The following is a 26,444-nucleotide window of genomic DNA, read 5'->3' on the forward strand; positions in this document are numbered from 1 at the left end:
GCCGGGGGGCAGCATGCCTGCCGGGTCGCGGAGCAGCTGGGGATGCGCCATATCCTGTTCCATCCGCTGGGCGGGGTGCTGTCGGCCTATGGCATGGGGTTGGGCGAGCTGCGCGCCCTGCGCGAACGCAGCCTGGAATGGCCGCTGGACGAGGCCCATGCCGAGGCGATCGAATCCGCCCTGGAGGACCAGGCGGCAGCCGCAGCCGCGGCCCTGGCGGAGCAGGGCGTGGCCGAGGACGGCATGCGCATCGAGCGGCGCCTGCATCTGCGGCTGGCGGGCTCGGATACCGCGCTGGAGGTGCCGGCCGGTTCGCCCGCGGCACTGATGGAGGCCTTCGCCGCGGCCTGGCGCGGGCGTTACGGCTTCGCGCCGCCGGATCGCGCGCTGGTGGTGGCGGTCGCGGTGGCCGAGGCGATCGCCACCGGAGACGAGGCATCGGACATGCCGGGCCCGACACAGGGGGCGCGCGAGGTGCCCGCCCCCGAGGCGGATACGGTCACGCTGGTGGTGGCGGGCGAGCGGCGCGACGTACCGCTGTACCGGCGCGAGGACCTGGCCCCGGGGATGACCCTGGCGGGGCCGGCGCTGGTGATCGAGGCCACCGCGACGCTGGTGCTGGAGCCGGGCTGGCGCGGCTGCATCGAGCACGAGGGTACGCTGCGCCTGGAGCGCGAGGCCGACGCCGACCGGCGCGGGCAGCCGGCTGCCGGCGATCCGGCCACGATCCCGCGCGATCCGGTCCTGCTGGAGGTCTTCAACCACCGCTTTATGGCGATTGCCGACCAGATGGGCTTTACCCTGCGCAACACGGCCCACTCGGTGAATATCAAGGAGCGCCTGGATTTTTCCTGCGCGTTGTTCGACGCCCGGGGCCAGCTGGTGGCCAACGCCCCGCACATGCCGGTGCACCTGGGTTCGATGGGTGCCAGCGTGCGCGCGGTGGTCGCGGCCGCCGGCGCCGACCTGCGTCCGGGGGATGCCTGGGTGCTGAACGACCCCTACAACGGCGGCACCCATCTGCCGGACATCACGGTGGTCACGCCGGTGTTCGTCGGGCCTGGCGGCGTGGTGACCGAAGACCCGGAGGCCAAGGTGGCGGCCCCGGCGTTCTTCGTGGCCTCGCGCGGGCATCACGCGGACGTCGGCGGCATTACGCCGGGCTCCATGCCGGCCTTCTCCCGCCGGCTGGAGGAGGAGGGGGTGCTGATCGCCCCGACTCGGCTGGTCCGCGACGGGCGCTTTGCCACGTCGCGCCTGCGGGAGGTCCTGGCCTCGGGTGACTGGCCAGCCCGCAACCCGGACCAGAACCTGGCGGACCTGGAGGCCCAGGTGGCGGCCAATCGCAAGGGGCTGGAGGAGCTGGGCCGGCTGCTGGACGAGTACGGTGCGGCCACCGTCACGGCCTATATGCAGCACGTCCAGGACAATGCCACCGAGGCGGTCGAACGGCTGATCCCGAGTCTGGAGGGCGGTACGTTCCGCTATGCGCTGGACAACGGCGCCGAGATTCGGGTGGCCGTCACGCGCGATCCGGGGGCGCGCCGCCTGCGGATCGACTTCGCGGGGACCTCGCGGGCCCGCGAGGACAATTTCAATGCCCCGGGCTCCATCGTGCGGGCGGCGGTGCTGTACGTGCTGCGCACGCTGCTGGAGGACACGATCCCGCTGAACGATGGCTGCCTCGCGCCGGTGGAGCTGGCGATCCCGGAGGGCTGCCTGCTGAATCCGTTGCCGCCTGCCGCCGTGGTCGCCGGGAACGTCGAGACCTCGCAGGTGGTCACCGATGCGCTGTTCGGGGCCCTGGGCGTGCAGGCCGCTGCCCAGGGCACGATGAACAACCTGACCTTTGGCGATGCCGGGCGGCAGTACTACGAGACGATCGCCGGCGGTGCCGGGGCCGGGCCCGGCTACGACGGGGCCAGTGCCGTACAGACGCACATGACCAACTCGCGCCTGACTGACCCCGAGGTCCTGGAGAGCCGTTTCCCGGTGCGCGTGGAGCGGTTCGGCTATCGCCGGGGTTCCGGTGGTCGCGGTGAGTATCGCGGCGGCGATGGTGTGATTCGCCGGCTGGGCTTTGATGCGCCCATGGAGGTGGTGTTGCTGGCCAACCGGCGCCACGTGCCGCCGTTCGGGCTGGCCGGGGGCGAGCCCGGAGCGCCGGGCGAGGACGTGATCCTGCGCGCCGATGGCAGCCGTGAACCGATGGCGGGCTGCGACCGCCGCGCGGTGGGTCCCGGGGATGCGGTGGAGATCCGCACCCCCGGCGGGGGCGGCTATGGCCGGCCCGGGGATGCCGAGCCGGGCGAGTCCTGAGCGCGACGGTCAGTCGTCCCAGCGCTGCGGGACGCGCTGGATCGCGTCGATGTCGTAGCCGAGGTCGTCGAGGCGGGCGAGGATGGCCTGGTAGTCGTCCTCGGGCATCTGCGGCTGGCGTGCCATGATCCAGACGTAGTCGCGCTTGCTGCGGCCGATCACGGTCTGGCTGTAGTCCTCGTCGAGGTAGACGATCAGGAACTCGGCCTTGAACGGCCACAGGAAGCGCATGCCCCATTCCGCGTTGTCCTCGCTCTTCACGAAGCCGGTAGGGTTGTATTCGCGGCGCGGGCCGTCGAAGCCGCCCTTGTTGAACGAGAAGGTGGTGGCAATAGTGCCGTCCTCGTTCAGGGCGTACTGCTCCAGGGCGTTGTAGGCGTCGCGCTCGAGGAAGGTGGGGATGTTGGCGATCACGTACCAGTCGCCCATGTAGCGGTCGAGGTCCACGTGATCCACGGTGGGCATCTTCTGCGGGGTGCTGCATCCGGTCATCAGGATCCCCAGTACCAGGCCCGCGCAAAGGGCTGCCAGTGAGCGTGTCATTGGTTGTTTTCCGAGTGGTGTCGGGAGATGGACCGCGGGCGGGGGAAAAAGGTCCGGGCCGGGGTTCGGATTTCCCGGTCGGCCGGACCTCAGGTGGTCTGGCCGAGGCGCTGGTCCATCAGGTGGTCGAACAGGGAATCCTCGGGGATGATCTGTGCGCGCCCGCTGCGGAACTCGTGGGCCAGGCCCTGGATGCTGTGCTGGCGCTTGGCCCGTCCCGCAGCATCGGTGAACAGCAGGCGTCCGGCATGCGTGCCGCGCCAGACCAGCTTCATCCGGGTGACCTTGGTTCCGGCAGGGGAGGTGAACTGGATCCAGGTGCCGGAGATGAGGTTGTCGGCCTGCTCGACATGCTCGTCGTCGTGGTCACGCATCAGCGACGGATCGTCGTCGGGATGGCGCGGCGAGGTGCCGAACATGGAACTCGACCGGTTGCCAGCCCGCTTTCGGGCCTTCTCCATGCGCTCTTCCGCGGAACCCGCCTTGTCGGGAGACGCCGCGGCGGGACCGGTATCGGAAGAGGTGCTTTCGGCGGGTGCAGAGCGGCGCTTCCCGGCGGCGACCAGGTGGGCGCTGACCAGGTCCTGCTTGATGCGGGCGCGTTCCTCCCTGGACAACGGGGCCCGATCGAGAAAACCACGGATGCGCGCCAGCAACGGGGCCGAGGCCTGGAAGTCCGGTTCCGCCTGCATCAGTGCCAGCAGTTCGTGCAGCAGGGCCATGCCGTCGTTGTCGCTGGTGCTCTCGGGGCCGGGGGCGGCCTCTGCCGCTTCGGTCGCTTCTTCGGGATCACCGCTTTGTGCCTCGGCGGTCTTCTGGGCGGTCATCAGGGGCACCCAGGCATCCATCAACTGCTCGCGGGCCTCGTCCGGGATGTCCTGGCCCATGGAGATCACGGTTCGTTCCACCGTGGATTCCACGTTGTAGGTGATCTCGAGCGTGCGTTCTTCCTGTTGTGCCTCGGCCTGTTCGCTGGCCGCCTGATGGGCGATCTGCTCCTCGACTTCGGCAAGGTCGTCCTGCAGTCGGCTCAGTGCCTGGTCGAAGGCGTCGCTGTCGCCGAGGCCTTGGTTGCGCACCCGTTCCACGTTCTCGAAGACCAGGCGGCTGAGGGGTAGCTGACGGGCGTCCTCCAGTGGCAGATCGGGATCAATCCGCAGCGCGATATTCAGCAGCAACCCGGTCATCTGCCGGGCCGGGTGGCCGCGGTCGCGGAAGAAATGCGTCTCGCGCATGGCGATGCGCACCAGGGGGAGCTGCAGGTCGGACAGGGGTTCGCGCAAGGCGGGGTTGAGGTCGTCGCGCTTCAGGATCATGTCGAACAGACCCTGCAGCAGATCCATGACGAAGGGCTCCAGCGTGCTGGGCGATGCACTGTTGAGTACGGTCGTGACCGCCTCGCCCGCCGAGCCGTATCCGCCGGCACCGGCCGCGCCCGGAGCGGTGCCGGCGTTCGCGATGACCTGCCCGGCGACGGGGACCTGATAGCCGAACTGCCCCCAGTTGCCCGCCGCGCCGGCCGGAGCGGCACCGCCGGCGGGGGGTGGTCCACCGCTTCCGGCCGCGCCTTGCGGTGCCGCACTGGTCGCACCCCGCTGGGTGCGGGCGCCCGGACCTGCCTCGGGCACCGTGAACCCCGCATCCCGGAAGGCCTGCAGCAGGGCCTGCATCTCCGGCTGCAGTTCGCGGATCACGTCGCGATCGAACCAGTGCAGCAGCATCAGGCAGTCTTCCGGCGGCAGGGGCACGGCCTCCAGTGCCTCGAGGAAGGCCTCGCCCAGTGCATGCGGGTGCCAGGGGGCGTCTTCGGGTGTGGAGGCCAGCTTGTAGTCGCGAGTGACCGTCTCCAGGACATCGATCTCGGCCGACATGACCGAGCGAGCACCGGTGACCAGCTTGCGCAGGGCTACCTCGCGTTCGGTGTCGGCCGCGTCCATCAGGCTCAGTTCGTGTCCGATCTCGCCAGCGGTTTCGTCGGGCGCCTCTTCAGGCGTGACGGCATTGTGAAGCCGGTCACGAAAATGCTGGAGGATGGCGGCGCTGGCCATCCGGATCTGCCGCGACAGGGCCAGATTCTGGGCGGCCCGTTGGGAGTCGATCGCGCGCTCGGAGGCATCCATCAGGCGGTCGTCGAGCTCGCCCAGGAAGGTTTCAACACGCGTCTGGACGCCCTTGGAGAAGGGCGCCCAGACGCGATGCAGGGTTCGGGCCGGAATTCGGTGAAGTTGCGCCATGATGGGTCAAAAGCGGGTCCAGCCCACAATCTAGCACCTCCGGGAGCCGGCGTGTCACCGGATCCCGGGTATGCGTTCGTGCGGCGGGCGTGGAACCGCCGGTGTATCCCCGGGTCAACGAAGCATCGAGAGGCGAGGGGCGCACGGCATGCAGCGGATGATCGAGTGGGCGGAACAGGGGCGCATGCCGGATGCACTTGTCCGGGCGGGGATCCGGCGGCTGCTGGCGGAGCGGCTGCGCGAAAGCGGCGCCGCGGCCGAGGAGGCAATGGAGCGGCGCTATGCGTTGATCGAGGCGATGCGGTCCGCGCCCGTGGCACTGTCCACCGAGGTGGCGAACGAACAGCACTACGAAGTGCCCACCGCGTATTTCGAACGCTGCCTGGGCCCGTGGCTGAAATACTCCTGTGCGTGGTGGCCGGAGGGTGTGGACGATCTGCGCGGTGCCGAGGCCGCCATGCTGGAGCTGACCTGCCAGCGTGCGGGGCTCGAGAACGGGCAGCAGGTGCTGGAGCTGGGATGCGGCTGGGGGTCGCTGTCCCTGTGGATGGCGGAGCAGTATCCGCAGTCGCGCATCGTCTCGGTATCGAATTCCGCGACCCAGCGAGCGTCGATCGAGGCTCGCCGGGACGCGCGCGGACTGGACAACCTGACGATCGTCACGGCGGACATGAACAGCTTCGCGCCGGAGCAGGCCGGGTTCGACCGGGTGGTCTCGGTGGAGATGTTCGAGCACATGCGCAACTGGCCGGAGCTGCTGCGCCGCATTTCGATCTGGCTGCGACCGGGCGGACAGTTCTTCATGCATGTCTTCGCCCATCGCGAGTTCGCCTACTTCTTCGAGAGCGAGGGCGCCCACGACTGGATGGGACAGTATTTCTTCCGCGACGGCCTGATGCCGGCGGACGACCTGGCGCGGCACTTCCAGGACGATCTGCGGGTGGTGCGCCAGTGGCGGGTCAACGGCCGGCACTACGCGCGTACCCTGAATGCCTGGCTGGAACGCCAGGACCGTGCGCGGGACGAGTTGATGCCGCTGTTCGAACAGACCTACGGCAAGCAGGACGCCGCACTGTGGTTCCAGCGCTGGCGCATGTTCTACATGGCCTGTGCCGAGCTGTTCGACTATCGCGGCGGCAACGAATGGTTCGTGTCGCACATCCTGTTCCGGCGACCGGAGGCCTGACGCGTGGGCGGCGGATTCCTGTTTCTTGCCGGACTGGCCGCGGCTCTGGCCCTGATGACGGGGGTCTGGGCGGCCAGCGTGGCGCGCCGCGATGCGAGCCTGGTGGACCGCTTCTGGGGTGGTGGCTTCGTGCTCGTCACGCTGGTGTGGTGGGGGCTGTCCGGCGGGCCCCTGCAGGCGCTGTGGATCGTGATCCCGGTACTGCTGTGGGGCCTGCGTCTTTCGGCCTTCATCACCTGGCGTAACTGGGGGCATGGCGAGGACGGGCGCTATACCGACATGCGTACTGGACGCAGCGACGGTGCCTTCGCCGCGCGCAGTCTGGTGACGATCTTCTGGCTGCAGGGGGCGCTGGTGGCGGTGATCGGCCTGCCCATGCTGGCCGTGATTCAGGCCGAGGAGCTGCGGTGGCCACTGGCCGCTGCGGGGCTGGTGGTCTGGGCGACCGGGCTGTTCTTCGAGGCCGTGGCCGACGCGCAGATGGCGCGGTTCCGGGCCGATCCCGCGAACCGGGGGCAGGTAATGGATCGCGGCCTGTGGCGCTACAGCCGCCACCCCAACTACTTCGGCGAGATCGTCGTCTGGATCGGATTCGGGCTGCTGGCCCTGGCCGCGGGCGGCTGGTGGGCCGTCCCCTCGGCGGTGCTGATGATCCTGCTGATCCTGCGTGTGTCCGGCGTCACGTTGCTGGAACGCCGTTTGCACGAATCGCGTCCGGGGTATGCCGATTACGTGCGCCGCACCAACACGCTGATTCCGGGCCCGCCGCGCGACTGATCAAGTGGCGGCTGGCGCCGCGTTTCCCTTGCTGCGCTTTCCCCGTCCGCGCTATAAAGCGCACGTCCCGTCCGGCCGCTCAATGGCCGGGCCTTTCCTCCGTCGAGCTGTAACCGCGAGCGAGTCGATTGATCCGATGAGTGCGACCCCGAGTTCCGTCCAGGCCGTTGAACTGAAAGGGCGCATGATGCTGGTCTCGGTGCTGCGCGTGTACCGGACCGACCCGGAGGTCCTCGGCAGCGAGCTGGCCGCTCGCCGCGAGGAGGCCCCGGATCTGATGCGCGACATGCCCATCGTGCTCGACCTGGAGGCGGTGGCCGAGAGCCCGGAGTCGGACCTGCAGGCGACGATCGAGCGTGTGCGCGCCGAGGGCTTCAAGCTGATCGGGCTGCAGGCGGGCGAGGCCGCCGAGCGGCTGCAGAGCTATGCCGAACTGTTCGATGTCCTGCCGGTGCTGCAACTGGGCGGGCGCGGCGGCGCGCCCACCGGCGAGGTGCCGCTGGAGGACGAGACCCCGGCGTCCGACCGGGCGGCCGATGCGCAGGAGAAGAGCGCGCCGGCCGAGGTGGCGGCCGTTCACAGCGCGACCCGCATCGTCGACCAGCCGGTGCGCTCCGGGCAGCAGATCTATGCCCGTGGTGGCGATCTGATCGTGACCGGCGCGGTCTCGCCCGGAGCCGAACTGCTGGCCGACGGGCATATCCACGTGCTGGGGCCGTTAAGAGGGCGTGCGCTGGCCGGGGTGCGCGGCCTGGTGACGGCGCGTATCTTCTGCCGGCGGCTGGACGCCGAGCTGCTGTCCATCGCCGGGCACTACCGGATCGCCGAGGACATCACGGAAGCCGAACGCGGCGAGAATCGGCTGGTGACACTGGACGGCGAAAGCCTCAAGATCGCGGAGATCTGACCGGCGGCCCGCGGGGCGGCCGATCACGACATGACAGGAACCCGTCCGCCTGTTCCCGGCGCCGCCGGGTACCGGCAAGACGACAAGGAGCTGCAGCCAACATGGCACGTATCGTAGTGATTACCTCGGGCAAGGGCGGGGTGGGCAAGACCACCACCTCGGCCGCGATTGCCACTGGCCTGGCCCTGCGCGGTCACCGGACCGCCGTGATCGACTTTGACGTGGGTCTGCGCAATCTCGACCTGATCATGGGCTGCGAGCGGCGCGTGGTGTACGACTTCGTCAACGTGATCAACGGCGATGCGAACCTGAAGCAGGCACTGATTCGCGACAAGCGGGTGGACAACCTGTACATCCTCCCGGCCTCCCAGACGCGCGACAAGGATGCCCTGACCCAGGATGGCGTGGAGCGCGTACTGAACGAGTTGTCCGAGGATTTCGACTTCATCGTCTGCGACAGCCCGGCGGGGATCGAGCGTGGCGCGCTGATGGCCGCGTACTTTGCCGACGAGGCGATCGTGGTGACCAACCCCGAGGTCTCGTCGGTGCGCGACTCCGATCGCATCCTCGGCATCCTCGCAAGCAAGACGCGCAAGGTGGAGCAGGGCGGCGAGCCGATCGAGGGGAAGCTGCTGCTGACGCGCTACTCCGCCGAGCGCGCCGAACGCGGGGAGATGCTGAGCATCGAGGACGTCGGGGAGATCCTGGCGATCGAGCTTCTGGGCGTGATTCCGGAATCCCAGGCGGTGCTCAATGCCTCCAACGCCGGTCAGCCGGTGGTGCTGGACGAGGAATCCGACGCCGGGCAGGCCTACCAGGACGCGGTGGACCGCTTTCTGGGAGAGGAACGCCCGCTGCGCTTTGTGGACGTGCCGAAGAAGGGCTTCTTCGGGCGCCTGTTCAAGGGTTGAACATGGGGATTTTCGACTATTTCCGTCAGCCGCGGCAGAAAAGTGCCAGCGTCGCCAAGGAGCGTCTGCAGATCATCGTGGCGCGCGAGCGCGCGGCGCGCTCCGGACCCGACTACCTCCCGGCGATGCAGCAGGAACTGCTGCAGGTGATCCGCAAATACGTCCAGGTGGACGACGAGGCCGTGCAGATGAACGTTGACCGCGAGGGGGACTGCGAGGTCCTCGAGCTGAATATCACCCTGCCGGACGACAAGGACTAGCGCGATGAAAGTGCTTGTGACCGGCTCGGCCGGCTTTATCGGCAGCGCGTTGAGCCTGCGCCTGCTGGAGCGTGGCGACGAGGTGATCGGCGTCGACAATCTGAACGACTACTACGACGTATCGCTCAAGGAGGCGCGCCTGGCGCGCACCCAGGACCACCCGAACTACACCGAGGTGCGCGAGGACATCGCCGATCGCGCCGCGATGGAGCGGGTATTCCGCGAGCACCGCCCGCAGCGGGTGGTGAACCTGGCGGCCCAGGCCGGGGTGCGCTACTCGCTGGAGAACCCGGGGGCCTACGTCGATACCAACCTGGTCGGCTTCGGCAACATCCTGGAAGGTTGTCGGCACAATGGCGTCGAGCACCTGGTCTTTGCCAGCTCCAGTTCGGTCTACGGCGCCAACACCACCATGCCGTTCTCGGTGCACGACAACGTCGATCACCCGTTGAGCCTGTACGCCGCCAGCAAGAAGGCCAACGAACTGATGGCGCATACCTACAGCCATCTCTATGACCTGCCGGTGACCGGGCTGCGCTTCTTCACCGTCTACGGCCCCTGGGGCCGCCCGGACATGGCGCTGTTCATGTTCACCCGGAAGATCCTGGCGGGCGAGCCGATCGACGTCTTTAACTACGGCCACCACCGGCGCGACTTCACCTACATCGACGACATCGTCGAGGGCGTGATCCACACCCTGGACCACGTGGCCCCGCGCAACCCGGACTGGAGCGGGGCCGAGCCGGATTCCGCCACCAGTGCGGCTCCCTACCGGCTGTACAACATCGGCAACCAGGAGCCGGTGGAACTGATGCGCTATATCGAGGTGCTGGAGGACTGCCTGGGCAAGAAGGCCGAGAAGAACCTCCTGCCGTTGCAGCCGGGGGACGTGCCGGACACCTATGCCGATGTCGAGGCCCTGCGCCAGGACGTGGGTTATGCCCCCGCCACCCGCGTGGAAGACGGCATCGCCCGCTTCGTCGAGTGGTATCGCGACTACTACCACGCCTGATTCAGCCCCGGCGGCAGCCGTTGCCGGGTCCGTGTGCCCTTCGTTGACCCGTCCCGCACCCTGGCCATCAACCCGGGCCGGTTCCGGTCCCCGTGTGTGAATCGGGCCGGGGCCCGGAACCTGTCGCGCGCCTGCGAGTCCACCGGAGACACGGATGCATACGGAGGTATCGGGATGAGCCAGACAATTCTGATGGTGGTGACCAGTCACGGCGAGATCGGCCCCGGTCAGGCCACCGGCGTGTGGTTCGACGAGTTCGCGGAGCCCTATGATCGCTTCCGCAAGGCCGGTTTCGAGGTCAAGGTCGCCAGCCCCAAGGGCGGGCCGGCTCCGCTGGACCCGAAGAGTTTGGAGGCCAGCCGTGCCGGGCCCGCAGCCGTTGCCGCGCAGGAGGCCCTGGATGACACCATCCGCCTGGATGCGGATATGAACCATGGGTCCTACGCCGCGATCTTCTTCCCCGGCGGACACGGAACCATGTTCGACCTGCCCGACAACCCGCATGTGCAGCGCCTGGTTGCGGAGTTCATGGAAAACGACAAGGTGGTGGGGGCGGTCTGCCACGGGCCGGCCTGCCTGGTGGGCGCGATGCTGGCCGACGGCAGCTCCGCGGTGAAGGGGCGCAAGGTCGCGGCCTTCACCAACAGCGAGGAGAAGGCCGTCCAGCTGGACAGTGCGATGCCGTTCCTGCTGCAGGACAAGCTGCAGGAACTGGGTGGCGAGGTGGATACCGCCGATGACTGGGCCGATCAGGTGGTGATCGACGGCAAGCTGGTGACCGGCCAGAACCCACAGTCCAGCAAGAGCGTCGCCGACGCCATCGTGCGGCTTCTGCGCGAGACGGGCTGAAGTACCCGGAACCGTGCCGGTAGTCTGGCCACGGTTTTTCTGTGCCGAAAGATGAATCGGATTCAAAAACCGGCACAGATTCGATAGGATGCCGCTCATGAGCACCGAGGATCGCAGGAGGCGCGAGCGCGAGGCGCGCGAGGCGCTGTTCATCGAACGGGCGCACGAGCGCATCCGCGAGGATGGCCTGCTGGGCCTGCAGATGTCGAAGCTGGCGGCGGACTGCGAGTACGCGACGGGCACGCTTTACCAGCATTTCGACTCCCGCGAGGATCTGCTGGCGGCCGTGGCGACGCGTACCACGCGCGAGCGGGCGGCGCGGTTCCGTGCCATCCCGGCGCTTGACCTTGGCACACGCTCGCGGATGCTGGCGATCGTGCTGACCGACATCGATTTCGCCGCACACAACCCGGACTACTACCGCCTCACCCAGTACCTGGTGACCGAAGTGGTCTGGGCGAATGTCTCGGTGCCGCGCCGCGCAGCCCTGCTGGAGGCCGGGCAGCCGATTAGCGTGGCCGTTCACGCGGTGGTGGCCGAGGCGCGCAATCACGGGGACCTGCCGCCGGCGCGCGCGATATCCGAGGAGGAGATGGGGCTGGGGCCCTGGGCCCTCAACGTGGGGATGCAGAGCCTGGCCAATGCGCAGGGCCTGCTGGATGCCTACGACATCCATCGACCCTATGACCATCTGATCCGGCACTTCCATGCGCTGATGACGGGCTGGCGCTGGGAACCCCGCCTGGATCCGGACGAGCCCTCGGTGGTGCGTGCAGAGACCGAGCGTGTGCGCGCCGCGCTGCGGGAGGCCGGGATCGGCGACGCGAAGGCCGGTCAAGAAGGATCCGTGGCGGACTAGACCGTCCCTCTCAACTTTATTCGCCGACGGGCAAGGGCCCCGTTGGCTCCGGGAGATATTGATGAAGCGGTTGATCCTGATGCTGGTGGCAGTGGCGGTCGTACTGGGCGGAATCTTCGGCTTCAAGGCCTTTGTCGATCAGCAGATCGCGGAGTACTTCGAGGATATGCCGGAGCCGGTGGTGACGATCAATGCCGCCGAGGTCGCCACCGATACCTGGACCCCCCGCGTTCGCGCCATCGGCAGCCTGGCGGCGGTGCAGGGCGCGACCCTGAGTCTGGAAGCGCAGGGCATCGTGCAGGCCATCCATTTCGAGAATGGCGCCCGGGTCGAGGCCGGTGATCCCCTGGTTGACCTGGACACGACCCTGGACGAGGCCGAACTGGAGAACCTGCGCGCCGCCGAACGCCTGGCCCAGCGCGAACTGCAGCGGGCGCGTGGCCTGATCGAGCGTAACGATATCTCCGATTCCGAGTTCCAGCGCCGGGTGGCGGAGGCGGAACAGGCCGCGGCCTCGGTGGAGGCCCAGGATGCCCGCATTCGACAGAAAAGCCTGCGTGCGCCGTTTGCCGGGGAGCTGGGGATCCGCGAGGTGAACGTCGGGCAGTTCGTCGGCCCGGGCGAACCGATCGTGGTACTGGAGGCCCTGCAGCCGCTGTACGTGAACTTCACCCTGCCGGAGCGGCGATTGGGCGAGATTGCTTTGGGCCAGGAAGTCAGCGTGGAGGTGGATGCCTTCGACGAGGCGTTCAGCGGCGAGGTGACCGCCATCGAGCCGCGGGTGCGCGCAGCCTCGCGGATGTTCCGCGTGCAGGCCGTTCTTGCGAACGAGCAGGGCCGCCTGCGTTCCGGGCAGTTCGCCCGTGTAACCCTGGATCGCGGGGATGCGGAGGAGATCGTGGTGGCGCCCCAGACCGCAATCCGCTTCGCGCCCTGGGGGCAGTCGGTGTTCGTGATCGAGGAGGATGACGAGGGCGAGTTGCGGGTGGAGCAGCGCCTGGTCGAGACCGGCGAGCGTCGCGGTGACCTGGTTCAGGTCCTGGACGGCCTGGAGCCGGGCGAACGCATCGCCGCCAGCGGCCTGCTGAAGCTGCAGAACGATACCCCGGTGGAGATTACCGAGGACGCCCAGCCCGATGCCGAGCGCGACCCGCGCCCGGCCAACCGCTGAGCGGCGCCCGGACATGCGTTTTACCGACATCTTCATCCAGAAGCCGGTGCTCGCTACCGTGGTGAGCCTGTTCATCCTGCTGTTCGGCGTGCGCGCGGTGTTCGATCTGAACGTGCGCCAGTTCCCCGAGGTGCAGAACGCGGTGGTGACCATCAGCACTGCGTACATCGGTGCCGACGCGGATCTGGTACAGGGCTTCATCACTACCCCGATGGAGCGCGAGGTCGCCGAGGCCGAGGGGATCGATTACCTCGTCTCCACCAGCCGCGCGGGAATCAGCATCGTCGAGGCCCACCTGGAGCTGGACTACGACCCCAACGAGGCCCTGACCCAGATCTCGGCGCAGGTCGACAAGATTCGGAGCGACCTGCCCTCCGAGGCCGAGGACCCCGTCGTGGACCTCTCGGTCGGGCAGGACGTGGCGGCAATGTACATGTCGTTCTATTCCGAGCACCTGTCCAATAACCAGACCACCGACTATCTGATCCGCGAGGTGCAGCCCGAGCTGGCCACCGTCAATGGCGTGCAGCGCGCCGAGATCCTCGGCGCCCAGAGTTTCGCGATGCGCGCCTGGCTGGATGCCGACCGCATGGCGTCCTTCGGTGTCACCGGACGCGATGTGCGCGAGGCGCTGGAGCGCAATAATGTGCTCTCGGCCGTGGGCCAGACGCGCGGTTCCATGGTCGGACTGGATCTGACCGCCGACACCGATCTCAGCCGCCCGGAGGAGTTCGAACAGCTGATCCTGTTCGAGACCGACGGCGACCTGGTGCGCCTGGGCGACGTGGCCGAGGTCGAACTGGGCTCCGAGAGCTACGATACTTCGGTGCGCTTCAATGGCCAGGCCGCGACGTTCGTCGGCATCGAGCTGGCGCCGGATGCCAATGCCCTGGACGTGATCGCCGAGGTCCGCGACGTATTCGACGAGCGCATCCAGCCGCGACTGCCGTCAGGGCTGGAGGGCGAGATCGTCTATGACTCCACCGACTATATCCAGAGCGCGATCGACGAGGTCCTGGTAACCATCGGGCTCGCCCTGGTGATCGTGCTGGTGGTGATCTACCTGTTCCTCGGTTCGCTGCGCAGCGTGCTGATCCCGGCGGTCGCGGTTCCGCTGTCGCTGGTGGGGACCTTCATGCTGATGCTGTTGATGGGGTTCTCGCTGAACCTGCTGACGCTGCTGGCGATGGTACTGGCGATCGGTATCGTGGTGGACGACGCGATCATCATGCTGGAGAACATCTCGCGGCATATCGAGGAGGGCATGTCGCGCATGGATGCGGCGATCCAGGGCGCACGCGAACTGGCCTGGCCCATCGTCGCCATGTCGACCACGCTGGTGGCGGTCTTCCTGCCGCTGGGGTTCATTGGCGGGCTGACCGGAACGTTGTTCGTCGAGTTCGCCTTTACCCTGGCGGCGACCGTGGTCATCTCCGGCATTGTCGCGATCACGCTGTCGCCAATGATGTGTTCCAAGATTCTGCGCGACGGCTCGGTGGAGAAGCGCGGGCGCATCGAGAGCTGGCTCGACGAGCGCTTCGAGGGTCTTCAGGAGCGCTACCGGCGGCGCCTGCACGGGGCGCTGAATGACCGCTTTACCATCGCCGTGTTCGGGGCCATCGTGCTGGTGTCCTGTTACTTCCTGTTCGTGACCTCGCAAAGCGAACTGGAACCGCCGGAGGACCAGGGCTTCGCCTTTGCCACCATGGAGGGTGATGCCTACATGGGCCTGGACTGGCTGGAGCGCAACACCATGCTGACGGATCGCTTCTTCGACGAAATCCCCGAGCTTGAGAACATCTTCATCGTCAACGGCTTCGGGGGCGGCCCGGGCATTGCCGGTGCCAGTAACCGGGCGCTGGGCGGTTTTGTCCTGGCGCCCTGGGATCAGCGCGACCGCGACACCGAGACCATCCTGGAGGAGGATCTGCAGCCGCGTCTGGACCGCATCCCGGCGCTGGACGTGTTCGCCATCCAGCCGCCGCAGCTGCCTACCCCCGGGGATGGCGCGCCGGTCAGCGTGGTGCTGGGTTCCACCGGTTCGTTCGAGGAACTGGAGCAGTTCGCCGGCGAGATCCAGGAACGCGCGATGGCGACGGGGCGTTTCATCTTCATGGACACCGACCTTGACTTCGACCAGCCCCAGGTGGATCTGGAGATCGACCGCGAGCGGGCCGCGCAGCTCGGCATCGACATGGCCACGCTCAATGCGGATCTGGCCACGATGCTTTCCGGCGGGTTCGCCGGCCGGTTCGCGATGGAGAACCGAAGCTACCGCGTGATCCCCCAGATCCAGCGCAGCGAGCGCCTGAACCCGGAGCAGCTGGAAGAACTGTTCACCCGCACGCGCGACGGCGACCCGATCCCGCTCTCCAGCATCGTGACGCTGGACGAGTCCGTCACGCCGCGTTCGCTGAAACGGTTCCAGCAGCTCAACGCGGTGACCCTGTCCGGCGTGCCGCGCCCGGGCGTGACCCTCGGCGAGGCGCTGGACATCATCGACCAGATCGCCGCGGAGGTCCTGCCACCGGACGTCAATGTTGACTACGCCGGGCAGTCGCGCCAGCTGAAGGCCGAGGGGGGTGAACTGGTGGTCACCTTCTTCTTCGCCCTGCTGGTGATCTTCCTGGTGCTGGCGGCCCAGTTCGAGTCCTTCCGCGACCCGCTCATCATCCTGGCCACGGTGCCGATGTCCATCGCCGGCGCGCTGATCTTCATCAGTCTCGGCGTGACCTCGCTGAACATCTACACCCAGGTGGGCCTGCTGACGCTGATCGGCCTGATCGCCAAGCACGGCATTCTGATCGTGGAGTTCGCCAACCAGCTTCAGCGCCAGGGGCGCACGTTACGCGAGGCCGTCGAGGAGGCGGCGTCCCTGCGTCTGCGTCCGATCCTGATGACGACGACCGCGACCGTGGTGGCGATGGTGCCCCTGTTGATGGCCGCCGGGGCCGGCTCCGGCTCGCGCTTCGCGATGGGCCTGGTGATTGCCAGCGGGATGGCGATCGGCACGCTCTTCACGCTGTTTGTCGTGCCGGCCATCTACCTCTACCTTGCGCGCGATTATGGTGGGGCCGGCAGTGGCGACCCGGCCACCGCGACGGCATCGTGACAGCCGCTTGCCAGGCCGGATCCGGGAGGGGCGTGCCGTCGACGGATGCTTCGTCAGAGGGGGATGTGCGGCCCATCCCGGCAAAGGCATGCAACGGATACGGTCTTGGACTACAATCGTCGCGCGCAAGCTGGCGGCAGACCTGGATTCATCCCGGCGCTGCGCCATTGCGAACCCGAACCCCCGCCGGTCAGTGGGCCCCTCGCTGTCCGGCTTTTATATAAACGATAGTCTATTGGTCGTATCTAGATTATTTATTTGTTATTAGCTATCACCCTCCCTAATCTAGGCGACCATCACGATTAACCAACGCGTAGGAGAAGGCCACATGTCTGCCGCCAAGAAGTACTCCGCGGGCGTCAAGGATTACCGCGAAACATACTGGATGCCCGAATACACGCCGCTGGATACTGACCTGCTGGCATGTTTCAAGATCACCCCGCAGCCCGGTATCGACCGCGAAGAGGCAGCCGCCGCTGTGGCAGCCGAGTCCTCCACCGGTACCTGGACCACGGTGTGGACCGATCTTCTGACCGACATGGATTACTACAAGGGTCGGGCCTACATGATCGAGGACGTCCCGGGTGACGACGAGTCCTTCTACGCGTTCATCGCCTACCCGATCGACCTGTTCGAAGAAGGCTCGATGGTGAACGTGTTCACCTCCCTGGTCGGTAACGTGTTCGGCTTCAAGGCCGTGCGCATGCTGCGTCTGGAAGACGTGCGCTTCCCGATCGCCTACGTGAAGACCTGCGGCGGCCCGCCCATGGGAATCCAGGTCGAGCGCGACAAGCTGAACAAGTACGGCCGTCCGATGCTGGGCTGCACCATCAAGCCGAAGCTGGGTCTTTCCGCGAAGAACTACGGCCGTGCCGTGTACGAGTGCCTGCGTGGTGGCCTCGACTTCACCAAGGACGACGAAAACGTCAATTCGCAGCCGTTCATGCGCTGGCGTGACCGCTTCGACTTCGTGATGGAAGCCATCGAGAAGTCCGAGGCCGAAACGGGCGAGCGCAAGGGTCACTACCTGAACGTCACCGCCCCGACCCCGGAAGAGATGTACAAGCGTGCCGAGTACGCCAAGGAAATTGGCGCACCGATCATCATGCACGACTACATCACCGGCGGTTTCTGTGCCAACACGGGCCTGGCCAACTGGTGCCGCGACAACGGCATGCTGCTGCATATCCACCGCGCCATGCACGCGGTGATCGACCGTCATCCGAAGCACGGTATCCACTTCCGTGTGCTCGCCAAGATCCTGCGTCTGTCCGGCGGTGACCACCTCCACACCGGCACCGTGGTCGGCAAGCTCGAAGGCGACCGCGCCGCGACGCTTGGCTGGATCGATCTGCTGCGTGAATCCTTTGTCCCGGAAGACCGCTCGCGCGGTATCTTCTTCGATCAGGACTGGGGCTCCATGCCGGGCGTGTTCGCCGTGGCCTCCGGTGGTATCCACGTCTGGCACATGCCGGCCCTGGTCTCCATCTTCGGCGACGACTCCGTGCTGCAGTTCGGTGGCGGCACCCTGGGCCACCCGTGGGGTAATGCTCCGGGCGCGGCTGCCAATCGCGTGGCCGTCGAGGCCTGTGTCCAGGCGCGCAACGAGGGTCGCGACATCGAGAAGGAAGGCAAGGAGATCCTGACCCAGGCCGCCCAGCACAGTCCCGAACTGAAGATCGCCATGGAGACATGGAAGGAAATCAAGTTCGAGTTTGACACCACCGACAAGCTGGACGTCCAGCACAAATGATCGCTCGTGTGCGGGCGGCCTGACGCGCTGCCCGCACCCATCAAGAACAAGCGCATAGGATTAATGACATGTCCGATATTCAGCACTTCAAGCCGGTTCAGAAGTACGAGACCTTCTCCTACCTGCCGGAGATGAACGCCGATCAGGTTCGTCGTCAGATCGAATACGCCATTGCCCAGGGCTGGAACCCGGCGATCGAGTACAGCGAGAAGGAACACGCCATGTCCCACTACTGGTACATGTGGAAGCTCCCGATGTTCGGCGAGCAGTCCGTGGAAGCCGTCCTTCAGGAGATCGAAGAATGCCGCCGTGCCAATCCCGGCATGATGGTTCGCTTCCTCGCCTACGATAACTACGCCCAGAGCCAGGGTACGGCCTTCGTGGTCGATCGCGGTCGCTAAGGACCCGATGCCTGCCGGGTCCGCGCGGACCCGGCAGTTCAGTACAGCGTTATTTACTGTTGCTGCCGCCAACTGTAAGGAAGTGCCATGAGTAATCCGACATCAGCGTCTGACGGTCTCTCGGGGCGTGAACGTGCCCTCGAACGGCGCAAGGCCATGTCCCGCAATGGCAAGGCTGCCGTGAAGTCGACCGGCCAAAACAAGGGGAACAGCCGTTCCGCCGAGGCAGCGCGTAACGCGCGCCAGGCGAGGCCGGAATCCGCCCCGGCATCCCAGACGCGGGAGCCGGAGACGCACTCCAGTGAATCCCAGTCGCCGGTCTCCGAGACCCGCGACACCATCCCCGAACGCCGACCGGAGCCGGGGGCCCACGCGGGGGCCTCCAACGGCCGACAGGCGGCCCTTGAGCGTCGCCAGAAGATGGCGCGCCAGGGCAAGAAGGCCGTGGGCCGTACGAATACGCGGGCACAGGTCTCCGGTGGGATGGCCCGCGCGGGTGCCGAGCGCTCGCGCCAGCTCGATGCGCTGGCCCATTCGCAGAACGTCGATGTGGACTGCTCGAACATGAGCGGTCGCGAGATTTGCCGTCTGCGTCGACAGGCCCTGTCCACGGCAGGCAAGAAGGCCACGGCGCCGGAGCCGCGCCGGGAGGACCGCCTGAAGGGCCAGGAACCGGCCGCGTCGGGGAAGCAGGAATCGAGCAAGGGCGACGAGTCGCAACGTGAAGATGCGTTCGAAACGGGCTCGCCACAGGAAAATGCCGTAGTCGAAAGCGGTTTGGACCAGCTGTGCGACAAGGTCGAGTCCGGGGGTGAGGCCGCCGGCGCGCACCCGATGATCTCCGAGGTGCGGGCGATCTGTATGGCCCGCCGGGATGCGATGGCGCAAAACGGCAAGCAGGCTCTGCGTCGCCGTTTCAAGGGTGGGCAGGCCCGCGGCACGCTGCCGCAGGAAGGCGCATGGAAAGCGGCGAAACGCAAGGGCATGTCGACGCGGGAAGTGGCGCGCCAGCGCCGTGAAGAACTCTGCAAGCTGGGCCGTGGTTCCTCCGAACCGGGTCGCCCCTGCGGTCGTCCGCGGCCGGCCGAGGGTGATGCACCGCCCAAAGTCGAGGAAGGCACGACGCTTGCCGGAAGCCCCGTCAGTGGCACGCAAGTCGAACGCACCGCCAGCGTGACCGGCACCGAGGCGGGCAGCTGCTCCTCGATCACCGGTACCGAATACCTGGGCCAGGAGCACTACGAGAGTTACTGTGGCGTCCGGCCGGCGGGGAACCCCCCGAAGGTCGGGGCCTCGCATACCTCCCATGGGCAGACCGTCAGTGGTACGGAGGTGGGCCGCTCGACCCGCGTGACGGGCGACGAACGAGGATCCTGCGAGACGATCACGGGCACCGAGTATCTCAGCACGGAACAGTACGAGGGCTTCTGCGGGACCCGCCCTCAGGCCGGTCCGGTCCGCACCAGCGTGATGATGACGCGCCAAGGCGAGGGCGTGTCAGGTACTTCGGTCGGTCGCAGCCCCAACGTCACGGGCGACGAATCCGGTTCTTGCCGCGACGTGACGGGTACCGAGTACCTGAACACCGCGGCTAGCGAGGTGCCCTGCAACACGGGAAAGCCCAGCGGAGCGCCGATGAAGGTCGGCGTCATGCATACCCTTCGCGGTCGTGAACTGACCGGTACCGAAGTCGGGCGCTCCGTCAAGGTCACGGGTGATGAATACGGCAGCTGCAAGCCGGTCACCGGAACGGAATATCTAGGCACCGAACAGTTCCAGGGCTTTTGCGGAACCCGCCCGGAGCCGACGCCAGCCAAGGTCCAGGAGTCGCACACCATGGAAGACCAGACTGTGACCGGGGTGGCGGTGGGCCGTAGCTCGAAGGTGACCGGCAACGAGACGGGCTCCTGCAAGTCGCTGACCGGTACCCCGTACTACAACAAGGCCGACTTCGGGGAGCTGTGTGAACAGCCCGCAGCCGGGGGGGTGCCCAAGGTGGGCGTGATGCACACCCTGCGCGGCCGTGAAGTTTCGGGCACGCAGGTGGACCATTCGATCCATGTGACAGGCGACGAGTACGGGGGCTGCAAACCGATTACCGGCACCGAATACGCGGGTTCCGAGCATTACGATGCGTTTTGCGGTGGTCAGCGCCCGGATGCTGCGCCGGAGAAGGTCACGGTCGGCCGTACCTGGAACCATCAGGCGGTCTCCGGCACCGCAGTCGGCCGATCGAGCCGGGTGACGGGTGACGAGTACGGAGCCTGCAAACCGGTTAGCGGGACGGCCTATATTGGGCCGGACCAGTACGACCAGTTCTGCGAGACGCAGGATTCTCGGGCGGCCGAGGTTCGTGTGGCCGAGCGCCATTCGACGCCGGGTCACGCGGTCTCCGGTAGCCAGCCGGGCTACGACGAGCGCGTGACCGGTACCGAGCGCGGTGCGTGCCAGGACGTCTCGGGAGCCCCGTATGTCGGCGCCAACGAGTTCGCTCAGACCTGCGCCAGTGTCGCCAGTAGCCTGCATCCGCGCCTGCGTCCGGAAGGGATGCAGGCCGCCCCGGCTCAGCCAGCACCACATGTGCAGGAGCGTCCGATGCCGAACGCTGGCTTCAGCGTGGCAACGCCGGCGCGGGCGGCGGCTGAACGCCGCGAACGCGTCACCGGTACCGCTTATGGCTCGAGTGGGCGACTGACCGGGTCGATCAACAAGGCAATGGGCCTGGTGTCCGGTACCGAGGAGTTCCGCTACAACGGCGGGCAACAGCAGGAGGCCGCAGCTCCGGTCGACGAAGGCCAAAAGGTTGGCGCGGACCGGGTGACGGTCAATGGCAGCAGCAACGGCATTTCCGTTACCGGCGATGACTGGGGACGCGGGGACCGGGTGACCGGTACCGAAGGGATGTCGACCCGGCGTAATGCCACTCAGAAGGGGAACCCGCGAGGCGAAGGCCGCAGTGCCTACGTGAATCGGGAACTCGAGCGCAAGGATGTGCCCCCGAGCAGGATCACCGGTTCCTCCGGGAACAGCGACGCCGGTTCTATGGTGACGCTGTCCGGCGGGGCGCGCGGTTAAGGTCGGGAAGGACACTGGACACTATGGTGCGCGGTCGCCGCAAGAACAGTCCCCTGGGCTCGCGTTTCGCGAAGTCCCGGGGTGTGGCTGCACGCGCGGCCACCCCGCCTGCGGCGCCCGTGTCCGCGGTTCCAACCGTCGCGTCTTCGGATGCGGATGTGACACGGGGACTGCAACCGGGGCATCCGCTGGCGGATGTCGCGATGAACGAACGCCTGCATGCCTTCGAACAGGGCTTCCGGGACCGGTTCGCGCGGCTGGTGCCGGTATTGAAGGAGGTGCACGCGCTGCAGCACGAGCGTGATTTCGAGGAACGGGCCCAGTCGATGGTTCAGGAACAGCTGGGGTACCGGCTGCCGGATAAGGCGCTCGAGGACGCCTGGATCAACGACCTGGACACGCGCGAGCTGTACCTGCATGGGACGTTCGAGCTGTTCGACCAGGTGGTGAACGAATACTGGGCCGGGCGCGAAGATCTGGTGGCCGAGGCGGAAAGTGCGATCGCGTATTTCCTCGACTGCGATTTCCACGAAGTGGACATCTCGCCCTGCTCCGACGGTCGCCTGCTGGGCCTGCGCCGGTTCATCCTGCGGTTGCCGGACCTGGCGGTACGGGTGAAGAGCTATGCCGGCGCGCAGTTCGATATCGAAGAGGACGTGCGCCACTGGACGAAGCGCGAGTTGCTTCGGTTCCGCGAGGGACGGCCGACCACGGCCGATGTTTCCAGTCGCTACCTGAAGATTGCGGCGTACCACTATAGTGGTGCGGATCCGCTCCACCAGGGCTGTGCGGCGCACGGCAACAGCGAGCGCGATGCCGCAGATGGCGCGCTGCACCAGTTGCGCGCCTTCCGCCAGGCGATCGAGAACACCTACTGCTGTGGGGCCTCGGTCGACACTTTGCTGATTGGCGTGGACACGGACACGGATGCGGTGAAGATCCACATCCCGGATGCGGACACGCGGATGAGCCTGTACCGCTACGTGGAAAGCGCGGAATTGTATCGCGCGACGCAGGGCCTGGATGAACAGGCCGCGTCGCTGCGGGTGTACCAGGCGATCCAGGACGCGATCCACCAGCAAGGCTGGGGACGGGGTAGTGGGGCGCCGCACGAAGGGATGCTGCGACTGATCTCGCGGCTGCTGCTGAACAACATTTCGCAGCTTGATTACGTTGCGCGCTACCACGGTGGACATTACGCCGATGTCGGGCATCGGGAGCGCGTGATCATTGTTGGTCAGGAGATCGAGGAGATGCAGGTACGGAACTTCGCGTACTTCACTCACCTGGAGACGATGGAAGAGGGCTCCGAGGGCATGGATGTCGGGGTGAACAAGATTTTTCGGAAGTTGAATGTCGAGCGCGGCCTGCCGGTGCCGGTGGTGATCCATTACCGCTATGACCGCAAGGTGCCGGGATCGCGGGAAAGGGTGGAGGCGCGTTGCCGCCGCATCCGCAACCAGATCATGGATCGCTACCGCGACCTGGCAGAAAAAGGGCTGATCGGATGCCACATGGTGATTCGCGACAAACGTAGCGGAAGCCGTCTGGAACCGCTGGCCGCCTGACGTACACGGGAACGGGAATGAAGATCTGCAAGGTTGAGAAGACGCTGGTTTCGACCAACCGCATCCGCGATCTCGGGCACCGGCCGTTGCTGGTGGTCCAGGAGAAGGCCGGTGGGCCACGGACGGTCGCGGTGGACGCGGTTGGCTGCGTACCCGGGGACTGGGTGATCGTGGTGGGCAGCTCGGCTGCGCGTGAAGCGGCCGGCGACAAGTCCTATCCCAGTGACGCGACGATCGTGGGGATCATCGATTACTGGGAGGAGCAGTAGCTCGATGGAGATCATGCAGGTGCAGGACGAACTGGTGGTGACCCGTCGGGTGGATGGGTTGAAGACCATGTCGCTGCGCGTGCTGGTGGACCAGAAGGGTGCGCTGAACGTCGCGGTCGACACGGTCGGGGCCCATCCGGGTAACTGGGTGTTCACGATCAGCGGCTCGGCTGCGCGCTACGCGCTGGACGACAACAGCATTCAGACCGATCTGACGATCGGCGGCATCATCGACCACTGGGACGATGGTGGGAAGAAGACGGAAGGGTCGAAGGACGATGCAGGACAAGACCAGACCGATGCACAGCGCTCTGCTGGTTCCCGCAAGGCGGCGTGAGCGTCATTTTTTGAAAAACTGTAAATCCAGGAGAGAAGACAATGGCAACTGAACGTTTTGGTGTGGCGCTGGGCATGATCGAGACCCGTGGTCTGGTTCCGGCAATTGAAGCGGCCGATGCGATGACCAAGGCCTCCGAAGTGCGCCTGATCGGCCGTCAATTCGTCGGTGGTGGTTACGTGACCGTGCTGGTCCGTGGCGAGACCGGCGCCGTGAATGCTGCCGTGCGTGCCGGTGCGGATTCCTGCGAGCGTGTGGGTGACGGTCTGGTGGCCGCGCACATCATCGCCCGCGTGCATTCCGAAGTGGAAAGCATCCTGCCCGAGCAGGTTGAAAAGTAATTCATCTGTAACGCTTGATAGGAGTTGAGTAATGGCTAGCGAAAACTTTGGTGTGGCCCTCGGCATGATCGAGACCCGCGGTCTGGTGCCGGCGATCGAAGCCGCCGACGCGATGACCAAGGCCTCCGAGGTGCGCCTGATTGGTCGTCAGTTCGTGGGTGGCGGCTACGTGACCGTGCTGGTCCGTGGCGAAACCGGTGCCGTGAACGCCGCCGTGCGTGCCGGTGCGGATTCCTGCGAACGGGTGGGTGACGGCCTGGTGGCCGCGCACATCATTGCTCGCGTCCATTCCGAGGTGGAAAACATCCTCCCGGAAAAGCCGTAACTCGCGGTAGGCGAACACCGTCGGGTCCGTAACGGGCCCGCCGGCATTTTCAAGAAGAGGTAGATGATGGCTAGCGAAATTTCTGGTGTGGCCCTTGGCATGATCGAGACCCGGGGTCTGGTGCCGGCGATCGAAGCCGCGGATGCGATGACCAAGGCCTCCGAAGTGCGCCTGATCGGTCGTCAGTTCGTCGGTGGTGGCTACGTGACCGTTCTGGTCCGTGGCGAGACCGGTGCCGTGAACGCCGCTGTGCGTGCCGGTGCGGATTCCTGCGAACGGGTGGGGGACGGTCTGGTGGCCGCGCACATCATTGCGCGCGTGCATTCCGAAGTGGAAGGCATCCTGCCGACGGCCCCGACCGCCAGTGGTTCGGCCAGCTAAGGCGACATCCATGTCCGATCCACGGATCGTGGGATACCTGAACCGCGCGGTCGCGCACGAGCTCTCGGCGGTTCAGCAGTACTTGGCCCAGGCGCGGTTGACCGCGATGTGGGGCATGAATGACGTAAGCGAATGCCTGCGTCGCGACGCCCAGGAAGAACTGGACCATGCGGATCGCTTCATGACCCGCATGTTCCACTACGGGGTGGCCCCCAACGGCAGCCAACTGGCCCCGGTCCGGCTCGGTCGTTCCATGGCCGAGTTGCTGGCGCGCAACCGCGAGCTGGAAATGGAGGCGGTTCGCCTGTATGACGAGGCGGCCGTCTACTGCCGGCGTGTGGGTGCGGTGGACGATGCTGCGTTGTTCGAGAGCATTCTCGAGGACGAGCTGGAACACGTGCGCGAGATCGACGCCCAGGGCAATCCCGCGTGACGAACGCGGATGCGGCAATTCGAGCGGAGTAGGCAATGGCGGATACCGATCTGGTGGTGCCGGCCGGCTGGGAGCCCGGCAAGGGGTCCTCGGCGTCCATGAGCAAGCAGTTCACGTTCGACCGATACGGCATTACGCGGGAGTTTCTCGACCGCGTGGCCGAGCTGTCGGAGCAGGACGGGTATCATCCGAACATCAGTTTCGGGACCACGTACGTGAATATCACCATCGACGCCCGTGACGGCGAGCAACTTGGGGAGGGCGACAAGGCCTTCGCCCTGGAGGTCGACCGCCTGGCCGATGCCACCACCGGCTGAGCCGGGGGATACTAGACGGGCCGGGGCCATCCCGGCCCCATTCCGCAGGAGGCTGTTGCGTGGGTTCGAGGGTAATCGCGGTAGTCAATCAGAAGGGCGGTACGGGCAAGACCACCCTGACCATGAACCTGGCCGCCGGTCTTGCGCGGCGCGGGCGAACCCTTGTGGTCGATGCCGATCCGCAGGGCTCGGCGGGACAGTGGGCCCGCATGGCCTCCGACGAGCGTCCGTTCCCGGCTTCGGTGTTCGCGGTGGCCGGACCACTGGACCGCGAGCTCAAGGCCTTGCGCAAGGACTACGAGCACATCGTGGTTGACTGCCCCCCCACCCTGGAGGGCGGCGCGGTCAATGGCGCTCTGGCCGCGTCCGATGAGGTCCTGATCCCGGTTCTGCCGTCCCCCGTCGATCTCTGGGGCAGTGTTCGGATGGGGCGGGGCCTGGAAGAAGCTCGGCTCAAGAATTCCGGCCTGCGCCCGTTCATCGTCGTCAATCAGCTCGAGGTCCGCAGTGCGCTGTCGCGCGCGATGAAGCACGCACTGATGGAGATCGACATCCCCGCCCTGGAGCAGACGCTGCGCCGGCGGGCCATCTACCGGCGCTCGGCACTCGAGGGCTGTTCTGTCTTTGATCTTGGCAAGCCCGGCGAGGCCGCGGCGGCGGAGATCGAAGCTATCATCGAGGAGGTGTCGCAATGAGCAATCTGCAAGACAAGCTGGCAGCTGGCGTGCGCAGTGCGCGCGAGGATCAGGACAAGGACAAGAGCCAGGACCCGCAGGCGAAGGCCGACACGCAGGCCGGGGGCCAGAAGGACACGAGCCAGGAACCGGCGAGCAGCCAGCCACGGGCCGCGGCCAGCACCAAGACGGCCGCCACCAAGAAGGCGGCGACGCCGAGGCGCAAGGCGCCGGCGCGCAAGCGTACGACCACGCGCAAGAAGCCGGCGACCACCCGGAAGACGGGTACCACCGCTGCCTCCTCCCAGGCCAAGAAGAGCCCGGCCGCGAAGAAGCCTGCGGCGAAAAAATCCGCCAAGCCGGAGACTACCGGGAACGAGCTGCATCCGGAACGTATCTGGCCCGACTGAGGGCAGCGCGCCGGTGGCCG

The 26,444-nt window shown here is 66.6% G+C and carries 26 protein-coding genes; 24 read left to right on the top strand and 2 right to left on the bottom strand.

Annotated features, from left to right (window positions below; all coding sequences use genetic code 11):
* Window positions 1–2,319, top strand: a 2,319-nt coding sequence (locus tag ACESLR_RS05195; RefSeq protein ID WP_373024683.1) for a hydantoinase B/oxoprolinase family protein, incomplete at its 5' end; no start/stop codon positions are given.
* 9 nt (window positions 2,320–2,328) lie between these two features.
* Here the strand turns inward: ACESLR_RS05195 and ACESLR_RS05200 are convergent.
* Both ACESLR_RS05200 and ACESLR_RS05205 read right to left on the bottom strand, forming a co-directional pair.
* Complete coding sequence (locus tag ACESLR_RS05200) at window positions 2,329–2,862, bottom strand: lipocalin family protein (RefSeq protein ID WP_373024684.1); 534 nt, start codon at window positions 2,860–2,862, stop codon at window positions 2,329–2,331.
* 89 nt (window positions 2,863–2,951) lie between these two features.
* Complete coding sequence (locus ACESLR_RS05205) at window positions 2,952–5,096, bottom strand: DUF1631 family protein (protein ID WP_373024685.1); 2,145 nt, start codon at window positions 5,094–5,096, stop codon at window positions 2,952–2,954.
* A 148-nt stretch (window positions 5,097–5,244) separates the two neighbouring features.
* Here ACESLR_RS05205 and ACESLR_RS05210 point away from each other — a divergent pair, with 148 nt between their 5' ends.
* The 23 genes from ACESLR_RS05210 to ACESLR_RS05320 all read left to right on the top strand — a co-directional run bounded on the left by ACESLR_RS05210 (window position 5,245) and on the right by ACESLR_RS05320 (window position 26,424).
* Complete coding sequence (locus ACESLR_RS05210; protein WP_373024686.1) at window positions 5,245–6,282, top strand: SAM-dependent methyltransferase; 1,038 nt, start codon at window positions 5,245–5,247, stop codon at window positions 6,280–6,282.
* 54 nt (window positions 6,283–6,336) lie between these two features.
* On the top strand, window positions 6,337–7,059 hold the full coding sequence (locus tag ACESLR_RS05215; protein ID WP_373024711.1) for a DUF1295 domain-containing protein: 723 nt from the start codon (window positions 6,337–6,339) through the stop codon (window positions 7,057–7,059).
* A gap of 136 nt (window positions 7,060–7,195) precedes the next feature.
* Window positions 7,196–7,966: a septum site-determining protein MinC gene (gene minC / locus ACESLR_RS05220; protein ID WP_373024688.1), complete on the top strand. Its 771-nt coding sequence runs from the start codon at window positions 7,196–7,198 to the stop codon at window positions 7,964–7,966.
* Window positions 7,967–8,067: 101 nt separating this feature from the next.
* Window positions 8,068–8,877, top strand: a complete 810-nt coding sequence (gene minD, locus ACESLR_RS05225; RefSeq protein ID WP_024326289.1) for a septum site-determining protein MinD — start codon at window positions 8,068–8,070, stop codon at window positions 8,875–8,877.
* Window positions 8,878–8,879: 2 nt separating this feature from the next.
* The gene (minE, locus tag ACESLR_RS05230; protein ID WP_024326288.1) at window positions 8,880–9,137 is read left to right on the top strand and encodes a cell division topological specificity factor MinE; all 258 of its coding nucleotides are present in this window, start codon (window positions 8,880–8,882) and stop codon (window positions 9,135–9,137) included.
* A 4-nt stretch (window positions 9,138–9,141) separates the two neighbouring features.
* On the top strand, window positions 9,142–10,149 hold the full coding sequence (locus ACESLR_RS05235; protein ID WP_373024689.1) for an NAD-dependent epimerase: 1,008 nt from the start codon (window positions 9,142–9,144) through the stop codon (window positions 10,147–10,149).
* A gap of 174 nt (window positions 10,150–10,323) precedes the next feature.
* Complete coding sequence (locus tag ACESLR_RS05240) at window positions 10,324–10,998, top strand: type 1 glutamine amidotransferase domain-containing protein (RefSeq protein WP_373024690.1); 675 nt, start codon at window positions 10,324–10,326, stop codon at window positions 10,996–10,998.
* 88 nt (window positions 10,999–11,086) lie between these two features.
* Window positions 11,087–11,857: a TetR/AcrR family transcriptional regulator gene (locus ACESLR_RS05245; RefSeq protein ID WP_373024691.1), complete on the top strand. Its 771-nt coding sequence runs from the start codon at window positions 11,087–11,089 to the stop codon at window positions 11,855–11,857.
* A gap of 61 nt (window positions 11,858–11,918) precedes the next feature.
* Window positions 11,919–13,028: an efflux RND transporter periplasmic adaptor subunit gene (locus ACESLR_RS05250; protein ID WP_373024692.1), complete on the top strand. Its 1,110-nt coding sequence runs from the start codon at window positions 11,919–11,921 to the stop codon at window positions 13,026–13,028.
* A 13-nt stretch (window positions 13,029–13,041) separates the two neighbouring features.
* Window positions 13,042–16,140 carry an efflux RND transporter permease subunit gene (locus tag ACESLR_RS05255; RefSeq protein WP_373024693.1) on the top strand — a complete coding sequence of 1,033 codons (3,099 nt, stop codon included), beginning with the start codon at window positions 13,042–13,044 and terminating at the stop codon, window positions 16,138–16,140.
* Window positions 16,141–16,468: 328 nt separating this feature from the next.
* Window positions 16,469–17,893 (top strand): form I ribulose bisphosphate carboxylase large subunit, encoded by a 1,425-nt coding sequence (locus tag ACESLR_RS05260; protein ID WP_373024694.1) that lies wholly within the window; start codon window positions 16,469–16,471, stop codon window positions 17,891–17,893.
* 68 nt (window positions 17,894–17,961) lie between these two features.
* Entirely contained in the window at window positions 17,962–18,294 is a 333-nt protein-coding gene (locus ACESLR_RS05265; protein WP_373024695.1) for a ribulose bisphosphate carboxylase small subunit, read from the top strand.
* A gap of 156 nt (window positions 18,295–18,450) precedes the next feature.
* Window positions 18,451–21,369: a CsoS2 family carboxysome shell protein gene (locus ACESLR_RS05270; RefSeq protein WP_411293929.1), complete on the top strand. Its 2,919-nt coding sequence runs from the start codon at window positions 18,451–18,453 to the stop codon at window positions 21,367–21,369.
* Window positions 21,370–21,527: 158 nt separating this feature from the next.
* Window positions 21,528–22,937, top strand: coding sequence for a carboxysome shell carbonic anhydrase (locus tag ACESLR_RS05275; protein WP_373024697.1), 1,410 nt, complete (start codon window positions 21,528–21,530; stop codon window positions 22,935–22,937).
* A gap of 17 nt (window positions 22,938–22,954) precedes the next feature.
* Window positions 22,955–23,206, top strand: coding sequence for a carboxysome peptide A (locus ACESLR_RS05280; RefSeq protein WP_017940626.1), 252 nt, complete (start codon window positions 22,955–22,957; stop codon window positions 23,204–23,206).
* A gap of 4 nt (window positions 23,207–23,210) precedes the next feature.
* On the top strand, window positions 23,211–23,543 hold the full coding sequence (locus ACESLR_RS05285; RefSeq protein WP_373024698.1) for a carboxysome peptide B: 333 nt from the start codon (window positions 23,211–23,213) through the stop codon (window positions 23,541–23,543).
* Between the two features lie 41 nt (window positions 23,544–23,584).
* Window positions 23,585–23,884: a BMC domain-containing protein gene (locus tag ACESLR_RS05290; RefSeq protein ID WP_012982275.1), complete on the top strand. Its 300-nt coding sequence runs from the start codon at window positions 23,585–23,587 to the stop codon at window positions 23,882–23,884.
* Window positions 23,885–23,915: 31 nt separating this feature from the next.
* Window positions 23,916–24,209: a BMC domain-containing protein gene (locus tag ACESLR_RS05295; protein WP_012982276.1), complete on the top strand. Its 294-nt coding sequence runs from the start codon at window positions 23,916–23,918 to the stop codon at window positions 24,207–24,209.
* Window positions 24,210–24,275: 66 nt separating this feature from the next.
* Entirely contained in the window at window positions 24,276–24,590 is a 315-nt protein-coding gene (locus ACESLR_RS05300) for a BMC domain-containing protein (RefSeq protein ID WP_026181393.1), read from the top strand.
* Window positions 24,591–24,600: 10 nt separating this feature from the next.
* Window positions 24,601–25,023, top strand: coding sequence for a bacterioferritin (locus ACESLR_RS05305; protein WP_024326278.1), 423 nt, complete (start codon window positions 24,601–24,603; stop codon window positions 25,021–25,023).
* A gap of 35 nt (window positions 25,024–25,058) precedes the next feature.
* Window positions 25,059–25,340 carry a 4a-hydroxytetrahydrobiopterin dehydratase gene (locus ACESLR_RS05310; protein WP_017940799.1) on the top strand — a complete coding sequence of 94 codons (282 nt, stop codon included), beginning with the start codon at window positions 25,059–25,061 and terminating at the stop codon, window positions 25,338–25,340.
* Window positions 25,341–25,399: 59 nt separating this feature from the next.
* Window positions 25,400–26,035 carry a ParA family partition ATPase gene (parA, locus tag ACESLR_RS05315; protein WP_373024699.1) on the top strand — a complete coding sequence of 212 codons (636 nt, stop codon included), beginning with the start codon at window positions 25,400–25,402 and terminating at the stop codon, window positions 26,033–26,035.
* Window positions 26,032–26,424: a hypothetical protein gene (locus ACESLR_RS05320; protein ID WP_373024700.1), complete on the top strand. Its 393-nt coding sequence runs from the start codon at window positions 26,032–26,034 to the stop codon at window positions 26,422–26,424. The genes parA and ACESLR_RS05320 overlap by 4 nt, the downstream gene beginning before the upstream one ends.
* Window positions 26,425–26,444: the final 20 nt, after the last annotated feature.

It is taken from the genome of Thioalkalivibrio sp., assembly GCF_041685615.1.
Lineage (GTDB): Bacteria > Pseudomonadota > Gammaproteobacteria > Ectothiorhodospirales > Ectothiorhodospiraceae > Thioalkalivibrio.

Excerpts from the sequence above, each read along its gene's own strand:
- ACESLR_RS05200 (WP_373024684.1), bottom strand. The coding sequence starts at position 2,862 with ATGACACGCTCACTGGCAGCCCTTTGCGCGGGCCTGGTACTGGGGATC.
- ACESLR_RS05205 (WP_373024685.1), bottom strand. The coding sequence starts at position 5,096 with ATGGCGCAACTTCACCGAATTCCGGCCCGAACCCTGCATCGCGTCTGG.
- ACESLR_RS05210 (WP_373024686.1), top strand. The coding sequence starts at position 5,245 with ATGCAGCGGATGATCGAGTGGGCGGAACAGGGGCGCATGCCGGATGCA.
- ACESLR_RS05215 (WP_373024711.1), top strand. The coding sequence starts at position 6,337 with ATGACGGGGGTCTGGGCGGCCAGCGTGGCGCGCCGCGATGCGAGCCTG.
- minC (WP_373024688.1), top strand. The coding sequence starts at position 7,196 with ATGAGTGCGACCCCGAGTTCCGTCCAGGCCGTTGAACTGAAAGGGCGC.
- minD (WP_024326289.1), top strand. The coding sequence starts at position 8,068 with ATGGCACGTATCGTAGTGATTACCTCGGGCAAGGGCGGGGTGGGCAAG.
- minE (WP_024326288.1), top strand. The coding sequence starts at position 8,880 with ATGGGGATTTTCGACTATTTCCGTCAGCCGCGGCAGAAAAGTGCCAGC.
- ACESLR_RS05235 (WP_373024689.1), top strand. The coding sequence starts at position 9,142 with ATGAAAGTGCTTGTGACCGGCTCGGCCGGCTTTATCGGCAGCGCGTTG.
- ACESLR_RS05240 (WP_373024690.1), top strand. The coding sequence starts at position 10,324 with ATGAGCCAGACAATTCTGATGGTGGTGACCAGTCACGGCGAGATCGGC.
- ACESLR_RS05245 (WP_373024691.1), top strand. The coding sequence starts at position 11,087 with ATGCCGCTCATGAGCACCGAGGATCGCAGGAGGCGCGAGCGCGAGGCG.
- ACESLR_RS05250 (WP_373024692.1), top strand. The coding sequence starts at position 11,919 with ATGAAGCGGTTGATCCTGATGCTGGTGGCAGTGGCGGTCGTACTGGGC.
- ACESLR_RS05255 (WP_373024693.1), top strand. The coding sequence starts at position 13,042 with ATGCGTTTTACCGACATCTTCATCCAGAAGCCGGTGCTCGCTACCGTG.
- ACESLR_RS05260 (WP_373024694.1), top strand. The coding sequence starts at position 16,469 with ATGTCTGCCGCCAAGAAGTACTCCGCGGGCGTCAAGGATTACCGCGAA.
- ACESLR_RS05265 (WP_373024695.1), top strand. The coding sequence starts at position 17,962 with ATGTCCGATATTCAGCACTTCAAGCCGGTTCAGAAGTACGAGACCTTC.
- ACESLR_RS05270 (WP_411293929.1), top strand. The coding sequence starts at position 18,451 with ATGTCCCGCAATGGCAAGGCTGCCGTGAAGTCGACCGGCCAAAACAAG.
- ACESLR_RS05280 (WP_017940626.1), top strand. The coding sequence starts at position 22,955 with ATGAAGATCTGCAAGGTTGAGAAGACGCTGGTTTCGACCAACCGCATC.
- ACESLR_RS05285 (WP_373024698.1), top strand. The coding sequence starts at position 23,211 with ATGGAGATCATGCAGGTGCAGGACGAACTGGTGGTGACCCGTCGGGTG.
- ACESLR_RS05290 (WP_012982275.1), top strand. The coding sequence starts at position 23,585 with ATGGCAACTGAACGTTTTGGTGTGGCGCTGGGCATGATCGAGACCCGT.
- ACESLR_RS05295 (WP_012982276.1), top strand. The coding sequence starts at position 23,916 with ATGGCTAGCGAAAACTTTGGTGTGGCCCTCGGCATGATCGAGACCCGC.
- ACESLR_RS05300 (WP_026181393.1), top strand. The coding sequence starts at position 24,276 with ATGGCTAGCGAAATTTCTGGTGTGGCCCTTGGCATGATCGAGACCCGG.
- ACESLR_RS05305 (WP_024326278.1), top strand. The coding sequence starts at position 24,601 with ATGTCCGATCCACGGATCGTGGGATACCTGAACCGCGCGGTCGCGCAC.
- ACESLR_RS05310 (WP_017940799.1), top strand. The coding sequence starts at position 25,059 with ATGGCGGATACCGATCTGGTGGTGCCGGCCGGCTGGGAGCCCGGCAAG.
- ACESLR_RS05320 (WP_373024700.1), top strand. The coding sequence starts at position 26,032 with ATGAGCAATCTGCAAGACAAGCTGGCAGCTGGCGTGCGCAGTGCGCGC.